Origin of the sequence: Plantibacter sp. Mn2098 (assembly GCF_049319745.1) — a bacterium.
Taxonomy (GTDB): domain Bacteria; phylum Actinomycetota; class Actinomycetes; order Actinomycetales; family Microbacteriaceae; genus Plantibacter.
On record NZ_JBMOUH010000008.1, the window covers coordinates 205,559 to 221,118 of the forward strand.

Consider the following 15,560-nt stretch of genomic DNA (forward strand, 5'->3'; position numbering starts at 1 on the left):
ACGAAGCGCGGGCCGGCTGCGATGTGCAACCGGCCCGCACCGCTTCCTGAACGCGGCGGATGGATCCGTCCGCTAGGCGAGGACCGCCGTCGAACGGGCGGCGGAGGCCGATGCGGGAGCCGCGGCCAGCTGCCTGACGGTCACGGTCCGCTTCCGTGCGACCGCGATGGTCGTCACCGCGATCGACCCGAGCAGCCAGAACACGAGCCCGGCGACCGCGGCCCCTGCGCCGGCCTGCACGGTCACGATGGACTGCAGACCGCCGAGCGCGGGAGCGATCGGCAGGAACGTGAGGAGCTGATCGAGCGCTTGCGGCGCGGTCGCGATGATGCCGGTCGCCAGGCCGATGAGGGCGACGATCATCGAGATGAACCGCCCGATTCCGCCGAACACGGCCATGAGCGCCTGGTTCGACGCCGCGAACGCTGCACCGGCGAGCATCGCGATGCCCGCGAAGGCGAACCACGGGCCGGGCTCCAGTGCGAGCAGCGGCGCGAGGATGATCGACACCAGGAGTCCCTGGAAGACACCGACCGCTCCGGCCGGAGCGTAGGCCCGCAGCGCGAGACGGAACGACGAACGCGTCGAACCGAGCGTCGACGTCGGGACCGCGCGCAGCACGAGGAAGGTCGCGAGGGCGCCCAGCCAGAGTGCGAGCGAGGCGTAGAACGGTGTGCCGTTCTTGCCGAGTTCGAACGACGGCGACCCGGCGGTGACCGGATCGGACACGACCTTCGCGAGGTTCTGCCGGTCGGACGAGGAGTACGTCGGCAACTGCGAGACGGCCGTCTGCAAACCGGACGACAGCGATGCGATGCCGCCGCTCAGCGTGCCCGTCCCGTCCGCGAGCTGCGTCGTCCCGTCGGCGAGGCCCTTCGCGCCGGTCGCGAGGTCCGCCGCGCCACCCGCGAGCTTCGACGTGCCGTCGTTGAGCTGCGATGCTGCGCCGGAGAGCTGGGAGAGGCCGTCTGTGAGCTGGGGGACGCCACCGGCGAAGGCGTTCGCACCGTCTGCGAGCTTCGACGCGCCATCTCTCAGGCCTGCCGCTGTGAGAGACGTCGCGTACGTGCCATCCATGTTCTTCGCGTCATCTGTACCCTTGATCAGCGTCCCCGCTGACCCCGCCGCAGCGGCGATCTTCCCGCAGAATTCGGCGCTTCCACCCGAGGCAGCGCAGTCGGCGTAGAGTCCGCCGAGCTCAGTAGCGAGGGCGGTGGCACGCGAGTTGACCGTTGCGGTGTTCCCGGCGAGCGTCGAGAGGTTGCTGGAGAGTGCTCCTACGCCACCGGCGATGCCTTGGGCTCCTGCGGCCAACCCGGGATTCGTCTCGCTGCCGTCTCCCGCAACACCGGCATTCAACTGCGCCAACCCGTTCGCGAGCTGCCCAGTCCCATCGGCGAGCTGCGCTGCACCGGACGACAGGTCTGATGCGCCGCCCGCGAGCTTGGTCGTGCCGTCGGCGAGCTGGCGGGACGCATCGGCGAGCGACACCCCGCCCTCCGCGAGTTTCGCGGCACCCGACGCGGCCTCGCCCAACTGATCGTTGAGCGTGTTGAATCCGATGTACACGTTGTCGAGGTACGTCGTGGTCAGCTGACGCCCCATCACGCTCGCGGCCGTGGAGGTGATGGTCTGCGTGATCGCGTCGTCGACGAGCTTGCTCTTGTCGCTCGAGGTGACGTCGATGCGCGCCTTCTCGGCATCGGCGGCCTTCCCGGAGAACGACGTCGCCGCGGCGGAGAAGTTCTTCGGGATGGTCACAACGGCCGTGTACTCGCCGGACTTCAGGCCGGCCTTGGCGTCCTTCTCGTCCGTGATGACCCACGTGTAGTTGGTCTTGGTGTCGCCATCGACGAGCCCGGCCGACAGCTGACGCCCGAGCGGCACCATCTGCCCATTGAGCGTGACCGGCTTGTCGTTGTTGACGATCGCCGCGGTCACCTGTCCGAGACGGTCCTGCGGGTTCCACAGCGCCCACACGAGGATCCCAGCGATGACGAGCGGCACGAGGATCAGGCCGATGATCGAGAGGACGGTGATCTTCTTGTTCGAGCGGGCCCGTTCGAGCCGGCCGAGGATGCTGCTCATGCGTGTACCTTCGATTCGGTCGCAGCGCGCTCATCGCGGTGGTCTGCGGTTGCTGCTTGGAGGTCGGCGTCGATGCCAGCGGTGGGGGAGGTGGCGTCGAGGTCGAGGACCGTGACGTCCGTTCCGGAGACGACGTCCGTGATGGCCGTCGCATCGGCGGTCCCGACGACGACCGTGAGCGGCTTGGCCGCCCGCTCGGCCGCACGTCTCGCGGTGTGCACGACCTCGTAGAGGGTGCGCCTGGTGGCTTCGTCCGGTACCGTGTCGAGTCCGTCGATGACGACGACGACCGGACGTTCGGCGAGGGCGCTGCGGAGATTCCCGTGGATGTCGCCCTCGTCGAGTCGCACGTACGCGACCCGCGAGCGGACGGCGCCGGCGCGGACGGGCAGGACGAGGCCTGCGACCTTGAGCTTGCCCTCGTCGGGGCTCAACCGACCAGCGAGCGTGAGCAGGAGCGCACTGACCTCGACCGGGCGCGCACCCTGCACGGCGAGGATGCCACCGGACTTCACCGTGGTCTCGACATTCGTGTACAGGTGTCCGTCGGCGCTCGCGAGCGTGACACCGGATGCGGCGATGACGACGTCCTTCTCGGCGCGCCAGTCCTGCATCGAGAGCTCGTGCTGCAGCCCCTCGCCCTCGACGTCGAACGACGGGAGGACGCGTGCCAGCCACTTCGGCATGTACCAGGCGCGGTCGCCGAGGAGCGCGAGGACGGCCGGGACGAGCGTCATCCGCACGATGAACGCGTCCACGAACACGCCTACCGCGAGCCCCAGGGCGATCGGTTTGATGTTGACGTCACCCTCTGGCACGAAGGCGGCGAAAACCGCGAACATGATGACCGCCGCAGCCGTGACGACCTTCGCGGAGCTCGTGAAGCCCGTCTCGATCGACTTCCTCGCCTTCCCGGAGTGCACGTAGTCCTCCCGCATCCGGGCCACGAGGAACACCTCGTAGTCCATCGCGAGGCCGAACAGCACACCCATGAGGATGATCGGCATAAAGCTGATGATGGGGCCCGTCTTGGCGACGTGCAGCGCCTCAGCGAACACCCCGTGCTCGAACACGAGCGCGACGACGCCGAACGACGCCCCGACCGACAGGAGATAGCCGAGCGTCGCCTTGATGGGCACCCAGATGGAGCGGAACACCATCGTCAACAGGAGGAGCGACAGCCCGACCACGATGAGGCCGAAGGGCAGGAGCGCCCCGCCGAGCCGGTCGGAGATGTCGATGCCGGCCGCCGTGAAGCCCGTGACCTTGAGGTCGACCTTGTACTCGTCGAGGAAGTAGCCGTGGAGGTCGCGCAGCTCCGTGACGAGGTCCTTCGTGGACTGCGAGTCGGGGCTGCCGGTCGGGATGACCTGCACGATGCCGGTGTCGGCCGTCTGGTTCGGCGTCGACAGCGGGACGGCCGCGACGCCCTTGAGCCCCTCGATCTCCTTCTTGAGATCGGCCATGAGCTTCAGCGGATCGGTGCTGCCCACGATGCTGCCGGTCACGATGAGGGGGCCGTTGAAGCCCTCGCCGAAGTGGTCGGAGATGAGGTCGTAGGTGACGCGCGCGGAGTCGGAGGCCGGGAGCGATCCGGCGTCAGGGAGCGCGAGACGGAGCGATGCCGCCGGGATCGTGGCAGCGCCGAGGATGCCGACGACGGCGATGATGGTGACGATGGGCCACTTGGTGACGGCGCGCACCCAACCGAGGAAGAACCGGTTCTGGTGGCGTTCGGGTTCCGCCGTGCCGGCGTGCGCTCCCGGTCCCTGAGCGTCAGCCCCCGGTCCCTGAGCTTGTCGAAGGGCGGACGCCTCTGCCGCGTGGGTGCCGGACGCTTCGACAAGCTCAGCGACCACGTTGTTGCCACCGGACACGTTGTCGCCGGCGACCGCGTTGTCCTCGATGACCGCGCTTCGCTCAGCGACCGCGCTTCGCTCAGCGACCGCGCTTCGCTCAGCGACCGGAGCCGCTCCCTTCTTCGCCCGCTTGGGCTTCGGGGTGAGGCGAGCGCCCGCGAAGCCGAGCATCGCGGGGATGAGGGTCAACGAGATCACCACGGCGATCGCAACACCGGCGGCCGCTGCGACGCCCATCGTCGTCAGGAACGGGATGTTCGCGACCGACAGCCCGAGGAGCGCGATGATGACGGTCAGACCGGCGAAGATGACGGCGGAACCGGCCGTCGCGACGGCGCGCGCGGTCGATTCCTCCGGATCCAGCCCGGTTCTCAATTGGTCTTGATGTCTGGAGATGATGAAGAGGGCGTAGTCGATCCCGACGGCGAGCCCGAGCATCAGCGCGAGCATCGGTGTGGTCGAGGAGATGGGCCCGAACAGGGTCGCGATGAAGATGAGCGCCATGGAGATCGCGACGCCGAGGAGCGCCGTGATGAGCGGCATGCCGGCGGCGAGGAACGACCCGAAGGTGATGACGAGGACGGCGAGCGCGACGACGACGCCGATCACCTCGACGATGCTGAGCGCCGGGAGGTTCTGGCTGAACAGCTGACCGCCGAGGGCCGACTGCGCGCCGGACGGCAGTGCATCGGCGAGGGCTTTCGCCTCGTCCTGGATCCCCGACTTGGTGGCGTCGGTGATGGTCGACTGCTCGCCCTTCAGCTGGATGGTGATGAGCGCTGCGCTCTTGTCGTCCGAGACGGCGCCCGTGATGTTCTTGTCGAACGGGGAGACGGCCTGCGCGACGCCCGTGACGTCATCGAGTGCCTGCACGGCGTCGGTGATCGCCTGCTTCGTCGCGCCGCTGTCGACGGTGTCGCCCTTGGGGGCGACGACGATGAGCTGGGCGCTCGCGCCGCTCACCTGGGGGAAGGTGTGGGAGAGCGAGTCGAGTGCTTCCTGCGACTCCGTGCCCGGGATGGAGAAGGAGTTGTCCGTCCCCTGGTTGAAGAGGAGTGCTCCACCGCCCGCGACGGCGAGGACGGCGATCCACAGGATGAGTACCATCCGTCTGGCCTTGAACGCCCAGCGTCCGAGCGAATACAGCAGTGAGGACACGTGTCACTCCTAGGTACAGGGATGGGAGATGTACTGAGGTGGGAAGTTTTTCGATACAGCGCCGTATCCGATACACAAATGTATTCGATACAATGGTGTATCGCCAAACGCTCACAGTAAGGTGTCAGGATGCGTGTTGAAGAGGTCGGTGCCGCAGGAGTGAACCATGCAGCACCCGGCGGAACGACGTCGCAGAGCGCGGAACCGGCTGCGGACGGACCGGTCGAATCGGCCCGTCGTCAGCGCACGCGCGAGCGGCTCGTCGATGCCGCCTACGCCGTGTTCGCCGAGCACGGCGTCAACGCGGCGACGGTCGAGATGATCACGGAACAGGCGGGGTTCACGCGCGGCGCGTTCTACTCCAACTTCGACTCGAAGGAAGAGCTGTTCTTCGAACTCGAGGAACGTGAGAACCGGCTGCGCTTCGACCGGCTGCAGGAGGGCCTCGGCGCCGTCCTCCCCAACTTCAAACCGCTCGACGGCAACTACACGCCCGCCGCCATCGAGACGATCGTCACGGCGTTCCTCGACATGCAGACGGACGATCGCCAGTGGTGCCTCATCCAGTCCGAGTTCCGCCTGCTCGCCATGCGGGAGGGCGCCGTCGCATCGCGGTACCTGGAGCATCAGCAGGGCTTCAACCAGCGGCTCGCCGAACTGCTCGACCAGGCCGCAGACTCGGTGGGCCTCACGTTCACGATCCCGACGCCCGACGTCGCGCAGATCGTCGTGACCCTGTACGAGCACGCGTTGCAGGAGTCGATCCTGCAGGATGCCGACGGCGATGTGCGGTCGGCCCACGCCATCGCGATGCGCACCCTCCCGCAGATCGTGCACGCGCTGACCCAGCCGAGCTGACGCGCGCCCGTCTCGCCAGCCCCGCGCGGCGCCGACTCCGCGCTCACCCGCCCCGACGAACGCCGCGAGGGGAGGCATGTCGTCGTCCGGAGCGGTTCGGGACGACAGCATGCCTCCCCTCGCGAGCTGGGGATGGGGCGGGGCAGCAGTGGCGGAGCGTCAGCTGGACAGTGCTGAGGTCGGCGGGGTTCGCGATGCGCGGATAGCCGGATACAGGCCGGCGATCGCACCGATCACGAGGGTCGCGCCGATGCCGCCGGCCAGAACCGCGACGGGGATGGCGATCGGCCACCCACTGAGCGTCGCGAACACCGCCGTGACCCCGCTGCCGAGCGCTGCACCGGCGATGCCGCCGAGCGCCGAGAGCAGGAGCGCCTCCGTCAGGAACTGCGAGCGGATGTGCCCCCGCGTCGCGCCGAGCGCTCGCCGCAGGCCGATCTCGCGCCGTCGCTCAAGTACCGAGATGACCATCGTGTTGGCGACGCCGATCCCGCCGACGAGCAGCGCGACCGAGCCGAGCCCGAGCAGCAGCCCGGTGAACGCCTGATCCGCCGCGTTCTTCGCAGCCAGCGCATCCGACGGCCTGGAGACCTCGATCTCCTCCGGCGCCGACGGGTTGACGGTGCGGGGGAGGAGGTCCCTGACCGAGCCGACCGCCTCATCCGTCGACCGTTCGTAGATCGTGGTCGGTTTGCCGTCGAACCCGAACAGGCTCTTCGCGATCGACTCGCCGATGAGCGCCGTCGTGTCGATCTCGGGGGCGAGGGCGACCGGATCGAGGATCCCGACGACCGTGAACTGCTGATCGCCGAGCCACACGAGGGTGCCGACCGTTGAGACGCCGAGGCGCTCTGCGGTCTTCGAGCCGAGGACGACCGTCGGGTACTCGCCCGTCGCCTCGTTCAGCCAGGCGCCCGTCGCCAGGGTGCCGCCGATGACGTCCAGGAGGCCCTTGGTCGCCGCCTTGATCGCGATCCCGCCGCTCTGGCCAGGGTCGATGAGGCTGCTGCGGTAGATCGACAGGTTGCCGAGGTCCGCCGTGGAGCCGACATCGGTGACCCCGTCGAGGAGGCTGACCTTCGCGACCGAGTTCTCCGGCAGCGTCGCATCCTGCCCGAACAGCGTCTTCCCGGCCTGGGCGGTCAGCAGATTCGTGCCGAGTGTCGCCAACTGCTGGTTGAGCTTCGCCTGGCTGGACGTGGAGATGCCGACGACGGCGATCATCGCGGCGATGCCGATCGCGATGCCGAGCGCCGAGAGGATCGCCCGCGTCGGCCGCGACCGCAGTCCGGAGGTGCCGAGGTGGAGGACGTCGCTGCCGAGGAGTTTGGAGCGGAGGCCGCGTTTGTTCCCGCGCGCACCTGCGCCGCGACGACTCGCGCGCTCGGTCCTGCTCGCGCGGCTCACGCCGCACGTCCAGCTCGGTCGGAGGGTCGCCCCGAGTCCGACACGACGCGGCCGTCGCGGATGCCGACCTGTCGAGGGAGCTGATCGGCGAGTTCGGCATCGTGTGTGATGACGACGACGGTCGTTCCGGAGCGGTTGAGCTCGTGCAGGAGCTCAACGATGGTCGCCCCGGACGCCGAGTCCAGGTTGCCGGTCGGTTCGTCCGCGAGCAGCAGCGGCGGTTCGCCGACGACGGCTCTCGCGATGGCGACGCGCTGCCGCTCACCGCCGGACATCTGGTTCGGGCGGTGCGTCAGGCGGTGCCCGAGGCCGACGCGTTCGAGGGCGACCCTGGCCCGGCGTCGACGCTCGCTCCGACGGATGCCCGTGTAGATGAGTCCGTCCGCGACGTTGTCGACCGCGCTCACGCCCTCCGCGAGGTGGAACTGCTGGAAGACGAAGCCGATGCGGTATGCACGCAGCGCCGAGAGCGCGGCATCCGACATCGACTGCACGTCCGATCCGTCGATGATCGCCGTGCCGCTGGAGGGCCGGTCGAGCGTGCCGATGAGATTCAGCATCGTGGACTTCCCCGACCCGCTCGGTCCGACGATCGCGACGAACTCGCCGGCTTCGATCGTGAGATCGACACCGGCCAGCGCGTGCACGGGCGGCTGGCCGTAGCTGCGCGTGACGCCTTCCAGGTGCACAACGGTGTCGCGGCGCCCACCGACGTCACCGCGGCCGCGGATGCCCGGGTTCACAGAGGTTCCGCTCATGATCCGGGCACCACCACGTCGTCACCTTCCGCGATGCCGTCGCCGGAGATCTCGACCATGCCGTCGGCGAAGAGCCCGGTGGTCACCGGCACCTTCTTCCCCGCGCCGTTCTTGCCCTTGCCGGCGAGCTCGATGCCGAACGTCTTGCTGTCGAGGGCGAGCAGCGCTTCGACGGGGACGAACAGGACGTTCTCCCGCTTCTCAGTGGGGAAGCCGACCGTCACGGTCGCGCGCTGCAGATCGGCAGCCGCCGCCGGGTCGTCGAGGGCGATCGTCACGGGGATGGTGACGGACTTCTGCCCGTTCGACTCCTTCTCCGTCGGCACGCCGACCTCGGTGACGGTGCCTGTTGTGGTCGCGCCTCCAGGCAGACGCACGTCGACCTTCGCCCCGACGACGCCGAGGCGCTGATCGGAGAGCTTCAGGTCGACGTCGATGCGCTTGTCGAGCGAGGTCACGCTGATGACGTTGGCGCCGGGGCCGACGGCCGTGCCGACCGCGGAGTCGACCGATGCCACGCGCACGTCACCCGCCATGAACACGACCGACCCGAGTTCGAGGCGACCCGTCTGTTCCAGCCCGAGCGCCTTCTGCCACTTCTTGATGGCGCGCTCGGTGGACTCCGCGAACTCGTCGTCCGGCTCACGGTCGAAGTAGCCGAGCGCTGCGAGGCTCTGTTCGAGCTGCAGGACGTCCGGCCCGTCCTCCATCCCGAGCCCGAATGCCCGCCACGCCGGCAGGTTGCCGTGCAGGAGGAGCACCGGCACGTTGTCGACCGAGAACAGTCCGCCGCCGAGGCCGACCGTCGCGCCGGGCGCGGGCGTCGCCGTGACGGTGCCGCCCGTGCCGCCGCCGATCTTGCGCTGGTTGGCGTAGTCGAGCGTCCCGGTCACCTGGGTCGCGCCGGAGAGCGTGCCCTTCTGGATCTTGGTGGTGCCCGTCTTGATGCTGCTGTGCGGCTTCTCCGGTGCGGCATTCGCCTGCGCGGCCGTGGTGGCGACCGCGGCCGCCCCTCCGACGAGCAGGAGCGCACCGATGCAGATGCTCGCGACGATCAGACGACGCCTCGTCGGGCGACGCTCCTCGCTCGCGTCGGCTGCGGGGGGCTGCGCGTCCGTGCCGGCCGGGTGGCCGGTGCGGTCGCCGCTCTCCCGGTCGAATTCATCCGTGTGGTTCATCGTGTCTCTCTGCTCGTCGTGGGGTGTGGATGTGCGGTGGGGCGGGTCAACCGATCGGGCGGACGGCGGTCATGCCGCCTGACGCTCCGCCGAAGCCGCACTTCTCCATCACGTCTTCCGGTGCGTCGGGGATCGTGAAGCCCTGGCCGGCCTTCGGGTCCGGGACGTCGAAGCCGTTGTCGCGGAAGCACTTCGCGATCTTCAACTGATCGGCGAGCATCTCCTTCTCGGTCTTCTTGCCCCCGGGAGGTGCCGGCGGCTCGCCGACCTTCTTCATGCAGGTCTCTGAGGCCTTCATCATGGCGTCGCCGTCCTCGCCGCCGGCCGGGAGGGCCATCGACAGGCCGTCCTTGGTCGGGTCCGGCATGTCGATGCCCTCGCCGCGCATGCACGAGGCGAAGGAGATCTGCCAGTCGTCGAAGCTCTGCTCGGAGGCTGCGCTCTTCTCCGGCGTCGACCCGCCGCCGGTGCTGCACGCGGCGAGCAGGGCGACGAGGAAGGGGACGGCGAGGAGGGCGGAGTATCGCGCCAGTCGGCGGTCCTTGGTGCGGAACATGTGCTGTCCTGTTCTGTGTGCTCGGAGCTGCACCGATCCGGATGATCGATTCCGAGTGCTGAGGACAGTCCAACGAATGACGCGTACTTCTGACGTCAAAGGAAATCTTTACGTTTCTGCAAGGTGTGGCACACGAACCGATGCCGCCCTGTGGGAGTGCAGGGCGGCATCGGCGGTCCGGATGGTGCAGTGAAACGGCGGGAAGTGATGCTGCGGAGTGGCGGAGAGGACTCGCGCTGCCCCACGGACGAGCTGAGCGGATCAGCCCGCGGATTTCCCGCCCACCGGCGCCTCGCCGAGGCACTTCTCCAAGATGTCCTGCGGGATGTCCGAGGTTACCGAGGCGAGTTGGCCGTCCTTCGGGTCCGGTACGTCGAAGCCGTTGTCGCGGAAGCACTGCGCCGTCTTGATTCCCTGCTCGGTGATCTCCTCGTCGCTCAGCTGCTTCTCGCCCGGGGCGGCCGGCGGCTCGCCGAGCTTCTCCCGGCACGCCTTCGCCGCGGCGGTCCTGGCGTCCCCGTCCTGCACATCTTGGGTCTGCGCCTGGATCCGTCCGCTGGGATCCGGGTCGGGGAAGTCCTCGATGCCTTCCTCCCGCATGCAGACGGCGTACGACACCTGCCACGCTTCGAAGCTCTGTTCCTTGGCTGCCGGGGTCTCCTCCGGGGTACCGCCCGCGCTGCACGCGGAGAGGAGTCCGATGAAGAGTGGGACGGCGACGAGCGCAGCGTACCTGGCGAATCGTCGGGTGGCGGTCTGGGGTGCTGTGGTGCTCATGGTGCTGTCCTGTTCTCTCGGGCCGGTGACTCGTATCGCCGACGCTGGGGTGAGAACAGTCCACGTCACCGGATGTTATGGGGGCATCAGGACGGTGCAGATGGCCTCCAGGACGGGGGCGCGTCGGTGTTGTGGGGCGCTGGGCTGTGCCGCGGTGCGAGCTGCTGCGCATCAGCCGGCGTTGGGGAGCAGATCGGGGCAGGAGCCGCCTGGGGTGGTCGCGAGCTCGAAATGCCAGATCTCGTTGGCGTAGGTCTGGCAGAGGCCGTAGTCCGAGCCGTGCTGGATGAGCCAGTAGTCCGCATCCGTCGCGCCGATGTCGACCGCGGCGCCGCGGGTGTGCGCCGAGCCGTCGGGCGTGGCCACGTACTGTCTGGCCGCCTCCTCGCTGCCGTACTCGCGGATCGCGGCGTCGAGCAGGTGCTGCTGGTACGCGGTGCTGCGCCAGCCGGAGTTGATGAACAGGGTGATGTCGTCGGCCGCTGCTGCCCTGGTCGCGGTCGTGACCGCGTCGCGCAGCGCCGGGTCCAGGTTGTCGATGCCGGGGTGCCCCTCGTCGAGGATGGTGAGGACGTTGTCGTCCATCACCCCGTCGGCGTCGCCGAAGGGGCCGTCCTGGGCGCTTGACGCCTCCCCGGTCGCGATGGAGCCGATGCCCCGAGCGAGCGCATCGCCGTCTGCCGTGCACGCGACGAAGCCGAACAGCCCGACCACCACGATGCCGATGAGCGCGAGGACGGTCGTCCTGCGTTCGGACCGGGGTGTGGTCCGGTGCGGGGAATCGTCCTGGGAACGGTGACGCCGTCCGGTCGTTGTGGGCATGGTGCACCTCCTCCGATCCCCGGATCTCGGTGATCGGGAGCCAGTCCACACCAGCGGTGGTCTTGCAGGCGTTGGCCGATCACCATACGTTTCTGAGAGGTGTCGCGACGTACGATCGACGACGGATGCCCGGCCTCCCGGCCGGATCGGATCAGACCTGGAGGACCCATGCGCGTGTTGATCGCGGAGGACGAGCCGTTTCTCGCGGAGGCGGTTCTCGAGGGGCTGCAGCACGAGGGGATCGCCGCCGATCTGGTCCTCGACGGTGATGCCGCGCTCGAACGCCTCGCCGTCAACGCGTACGACATCGTGGTCCTCGACCGGGACCTCCCAGGGACGCACGGCGACGACGTCTGCCGATGGATCGTGGCGGAGGGCCTGCCGTGCAAGGTGCTCATGTTGACCGCGGCGGCCGACCTCGACGACAAGGAGTCCGGATTCGAGCTCGGCGCCGACGACTACCTGACGAAGCCGTTCGAACTGCGGGAGCTCGTCCTGCGGTTGCGTTCGCTCGCGCGCCGGCCCGGCGCATCGGTCCCTCCCGTGCTGGAGTTCGCCGGGGTGCGGCTCGATCCGTTCCGCCGCGAGGTCTACCGGAACGGCCGCTACGTCCGGTTGGCGAAGAAGCAGTTCGCGGTCCTGGAGGTGCTCCTCGCCGCCCGTGGTGGCGTCGTCAGCGCGGAGGAGCTCCTGGAACGGGTCTGGGACGAGAACGCCGACCCGTTCACCAACGCGGTCCGGGTCACGATGTCCACCCTCCGCAAGGAGCTCGGCGAACCTTGGGTGATCCACACCGTCTCCGGCGTCGGCTACCGAGTCCTCCCACCTCCCGCCTAGCCCTCCCTCCTCCTGCCGAGGGGTCGCTAAGTGCGGGTGTTTCCGTCCGGCACCCGCAGTTTGCGACCCCTCGGCCGCTAGGCGGGGAGCGGGGCGGCTGTGCCGCGGCCCCGGGACCAGACGAAGAAGCCCGTCAGGGTGAAGGCGCCGTAGAAGACGTACATGATGGCCGACGCCCAGTAGCCGGCGCCGAAGAGGAGCGGGACGCCGACGAGGTCGACCGCGACCCAGATGAGCCAGAACTCCACCCAGCGCTTCGCCATGCCGTAGGTCGCGAGCAGCGACCCCATGAAGATCCACGCATCGGCCCACACCGGCTCGTACGATCCGAGTGCACGGAACACCGGCGTGAGCACGAGTGTGCCGCCGACGAGCGCCACGGCGAGCCAGATCCGGGTGCGCCACCCCGCCCATCGCGGACGGATGTACTCGTTCGGGTCGATGCCGGTCCGCCGCTTCCCGCGCTGCCACTGCACCCAGCCGTAGACGGACACGATGATGAACACCAGCTGTCGTCCGGCCTGCCCGAGCAGATTGGTCGCGTTCGGGGTGTGGAAGACGGCGCCGAGGAAGACCGTGAACAGGAGCACGTTCCCGACGATGCCGACGGGCCACGCCCACACTTTCCGACGCATGCCGCCGAGCGCGCTCGCGAGGCCGAACAGGTTGCCGATGACCTCGCGCCAGAGGATCGTCTGGTCGCCGATCGTGAAGGTCGCGTCGAACAGCCAGCGCAGGCCGTCGAGCAGAGCGTTCACGGGTTCCTTCTTCTTCAGTCGAGGGGTCACAAAGTGTGGGTGTTCCGGCTGCGCACCCACACGTTGTGACCCCTCGGCAGAAAGCACGGGGGAGGTGAGGGCGGGACGGGAGGGAGGGGATTGCGGGTCCTATCCTCTCATCGGGGGCGGGTGTGAGAGGTGAAATGTGACATCGGCTCGAAGTTGTGACGAGTCGGCCGGATCGGAAAGCTTTTACCCTTCTTGAAGGTTGCGCGTGGTTGACTCTGCATCTGTTGCGGCGTCGTTCGACGCGCACTCGCGCGGAGGCCGTCCGATCGGCGGTCGATGCGGCATCGATGGGAAGTGGGAGACATGCGGGTCCTGGTTGCGGAAGACGAGACGTTCCTCGCGGAGGCGATCCGTGCCGGTCTGCGCCAGGAGGCGATCGCCGCAGACCTCGTGCACACCGGTGATGACGCGCTCGAAGCCATCACGATCAATGACTACGACGTGCTCCTCCTGGACCGCGATCTCCCAGGGACCCACGGGGACGAGGTGTGCCGGATCGTCGTCGCGGAGCATCCCTCGGTCCGGGTGATGATGCTCACAGCCGCGCGCCAACTCGACGATAAGGTCACCGGCCTCGGCCTCGGCGCTGACGACTACCTGTCCAAACCCTTCGAGTTCCCTGAACTCGTCGCGCGCCTTCGAGCGCTGGTCAGGCGCAACATCGACGCCAAACCACCCGTCCTCGAGCTCGCCGGCATCCGCCTCGATCCGTTCCGCCGGGAGGTCTTCCGCGACGGCTCCTACGTCAAGCTCTCCCGCAAGGAGTTCGCGGTCCTCGAACAGCTGATGCTCGCCGGCGGCGGTGTGGTGAGCGCGGAGATGCTGCTCGAGAAGGCGTGGGACGAGAACGTCGACCCGTTCACGAACACCATCAGGGTGACCGTCTCCAACCTGCGCCGCCGCCTCGGCACCCCGTGGGTGATCCAGACGGTCCCGGCGGTCGGCTATCGCATCGGGGATGCACGATGACGGCCGCTGGGACGCGCAGGCCGTCGCTCAGCGAGCAGTTCCTCGGTCGGTTGGCCGGGACGACCGCGAACACCGCCGCGACCCGCCCGAAGATCTCGACCGCGAACCGTCCTGCCCCATCCGGATCCGTCACCCACGGCGCCGATGACGCCCACGATGCGGGCCAGAAGCGCACGAGCGAGCGAGTCACCCGGCTGACCGTCCGCGCCAGGCTGACGCTCACCTACTCAGCGCTGTTCACCGCGGCCGGCGCGGTCATGCTGAGCCTCATCTACGTCTTTATGCGCTACGTGCCCACGTATGCGATCTCGCCGGACCAGGGCGCGGTGATGGCCGCACGGCAGAGCATGGCCGGCGTCACGGCGACCACGCCGGTGGAGGGATTCGCGAGCACCCTCGACACCGTCGGCACGACCGCGAGCGACACCGTGCAGGGCGTGCAGGCCGTCGGGCAGTCGATGCCGGTCTCGCTCCTGCTCACGGACCAGACGGACATCCTCAACACGCTGCTCGTCGCATCGGGGATCATGCTCGTGGTACTCGCCGTCGCGAGCTCGTGGGCCGGATGGATCATCTCCGGCCGGGTGCTTCGCCCGCTGCAGGAGATCAACGTCGCGGCACAGCGTGCCGCAGCAGGGTCCTTCGACCACCGGGTCGCGCTCGTCGGCCCCCGCGATGAGATCACCGAGCTCTCCGACACGTTCGACCACATGCTCGAGCGGCTCGACCGCTCCTTCCACACGCACCGTCGGTTCGCCGCGAACGCGTCCCACGAACTCCGCACGCCCCTCGCGACGACACAGGCGATGATCGACGTCGCCGTCCGCGACGACGAACTCGACGCGGACGGTCTGCGCGAAGTGCTGCAGCGGTTGCGGCTCATGAACGATCGCAGCATCGAGACTGTCGAAGCGCTCCTCGACCTCGCAGACCTCGGGCAGCGGGAGCTCCGCGTCGAAGCGGTGAATCTCGCGGACCTCGTCGAAGACGCCGTCCTGGACGTCGCCGACGACGCCGTCGCACGGGACATCAGGGTGATCGAGAACGTCGTGCCGATGTCGGTGCTCGGTGAGCCGAGGCTCGTCGCCCAGGTCGCCTCGAACCTCCTCAACAACGCGGTCAGGCACAACCACGACGGTGGGACGATCACCGTCAGCACGAGCAGGGACGCCTCCGGGGCGCCTCGGCTGACCGTGTCCAACACGGGTTCGGTCATCCCGGCCGCCGCACTGCCGATGCTCGTTGAGCCGTTCTATCGCGACCGTGGACGCCTCGCGGAAGGGCCGAACCGGTCCAGGGGACTCGGCCTCGCGATCGTGGACAGCATCGTCGCGGCGCACGACGGCACACTGATGATGCGCGCGAACCCGAGTGGTGGGTTGAGTGTCACGGTCACGTTCGGGGTGCGGAAGCGGGCCGTCGGTGGCGGCGTCGGACCGGCCGATGGTCTCGGTGCTGCGGGTTCGGCGAAGGTGCTCGCGCGCGTCTGAGATCAGTCCGTGCCC

13 protein-coding genes are annotated in these 15,560 nt (G+C 68.6%); 4 read left to right on the forward strand and 9 right to left on the reverse strand.

The genetic code is table 11. The annotated features are described in order from the left end of the window. Window positions 1-72: 72 nt before the first annotated feature. Together ACL9RL_RS13960 and ACL9RL_RS13965 are read right to left on the reverse strand one after the other, a co-directional pair. Window positions 73-2,088, reverse strand: a complete 2,016-nt coding sequence (locus ACL9RL_RS13960) for a YhgE/Pip family protein (RefSeq protein WP_422780872.1) — start codon at window positions 2,086-2,088, stop codon at window positions 73-75. Beyond that, entirely contained in the window at window positions 2,085-5,105 is a 3,021-nt protein-coding gene (locus tag ACL9RL_RS13965; RefSeq protein ID WP_422780873.1) for an MMPL family transporter, read from the reverse strand. Before ACL9RL_RS13965 ends, ACL9RL_RS13960 begins: the two co-directional genes overlap by 4 nt. A gap of 129 nt (window positions 5,106-5,234) precedes the next feature. Here ACL9RL_RS13965 and ACL9RL_RS13970 point away from each other — a divergent pair, with 129 nt between their 5' ends. Continuing rightward, on the forward strand, window positions 5,235-5,963 hold the full coding sequence (locus tag ACL9RL_RS13970; protein ID WP_422780874.1) for a TetR/AcrR family transcriptional regulator: 729 nt from the start codon (window positions 5,235-5,237) through the stop codon (window positions 5,961-5,963). A 159-nt stretch (window positions 5,964-6,122) separates the two neighbouring features. On the opposite strand, the gene ACL9RL_RS13975 is transcribed toward ACL9RL_RS13970, so the two are convergent. The 6 genes from ACL9RL_RS13975 to ACL9RL_RS14000 all read right to left on the reverse strand — a co-directional run bounded on the left by ACL9RL_RS13975 (window position 6,123) and on the right by ACL9RL_RS14000 (window position 11,461). Next, window positions 6,123-7,370 carry an ABC transporter permease gene (locus tag ACL9RL_RS13975; protein WP_422780875.1) on the reverse strand — a complete coding sequence of 416 codons (1,248 nt, stop codon included), beginning with the start codon at window positions 7,368-7,370 and terminating at the stop codon, window positions 6,123-6,125. Beyond that, on the reverse strand, window positions 7,367-8,131 hold the full coding sequence (locus ACL9RL_RS13980; protein ID WP_422780943.1) for an ABC transporter ATP-binding protein: 765 nt from the start codon (window positions 8,129-8,131) through the stop codon (window positions 7,367-7,369). The genes ACL9RL_RS13975 and ACL9RL_RS13980 overlap by 4 nt, the downstream gene beginning before the upstream one ends. Further along, window positions 8,125-9,306 (reverse strand): peptidoglycan-binding protein, encoded by a 1,182-nt coding sequence (locus tag ACL9RL_RS13985; protein WP_422780876.1) that lies wholly within the window; start codon window positions 9,304-9,306, stop codon window positions 8,125-8,127. The genes ACL9RL_RS13980 and ACL9RL_RS13985 overlap by 7 nt, the downstream gene beginning before the upstream one ends. A 46-nt stretch (window positions 9,307-9,352) precedes the next feature. Next, window positions 9,353-9,862, reverse strand: coding sequence for a hypothetical protein (locus tag ACL9RL_RS13990; protein ID WP_422780877.1), 510 nt, complete (start codon window positions 9,860-9,862; stop codon window positions 9,353-9,355). A gap of 261 nt (window positions 9,863-10,123) precedes the next feature. Then, window positions 10,124-10,639 carry a hypothetical protein gene (locus ACL9RL_RS13995; RefSeq protein ID WP_422780878.1) on the reverse strand — a complete coding sequence of 172 codons (516 nt, stop codon included), beginning with the start codon at window positions 10,637-10,639 and terminating at the stop codon, window positions 10,124-10,126. Window positions 10,640-10,810: 171 nt separating this feature from the next. Then, window positions 10,811-11,461: a M15 family metallopeptidase gene (locus ACL9RL_RS14000; protein ID WP_422780879.1), complete on the reverse strand. Its 651-nt coding sequence runs from the start codon at window positions 11,459-11,461 to the stop codon at window positions 10,811-10,813. A 168-nt stretch (window positions 11,462-11,629) separates the two neighbouring features. On the opposite strand from ACL9RL_RS14000, the gene ACL9RL_RS14005 reads away from it, so the two are divergent. Beyond that, a complete protein-coding gene (locus ACL9RL_RS14005; RefSeq protein WP_422780880.1) occupies window positions 11,630-12,298 on the forward strand; it encodes a response regulator transcription factor in 669 nt (222 codons plus the stop codon). A 77-nt stretch (window positions 12,299-12,375) separates the two neighbouring features. On the opposite strand, the gene pnuC is transcribed toward ACL9RL_RS14005, so the two are convergent. Then, window positions 12,376-13,047, reverse strand: a complete 672-nt coding sequence (gene pnuC, locus ACL9RL_RS14010; protein WP_422780944.1) for a nicotinamide riboside transporter PnuC — start codon at window positions 13,045-13,047, stop codon at window positions 12,376-12,378. Between the two features lie 342 nt (window positions 13,048-13,389). Here pnuC and ACL9RL_RS14015 point away from each other — a divergent pair, with 342 nt between their 5' ends. Together ACL9RL_RS14015 and ACL9RL_RS14020 are read left to right on the forward strand one after the other, a co-directional pair. Beyond that, window positions 13,390-14,055, forward strand: coding sequence for a response regulator transcription factor (locus ACL9RL_RS14015; protein WP_422780881.1), 666 nt, complete (start codon window positions 13,390-13,392; stop codon window positions 14,053-14,055). Continuing rightward, a complete protein-coding gene (locus tag ACL9RL_RS14020) occupies window positions 14,052-15,545 on the forward strand; it encodes an ATP-binding protein (RefSeq protein ID WP_422780882.1) in 1,494 nt (497 codons plus the stop codon). Before ACL9RL_RS14015 ends, ACL9RL_RS14020 begins: the two co-directional genes overlap by 4 nt. The last annotated feature ends 15 nt before the right edge of the window (window positions 15,546-15,560 follow it).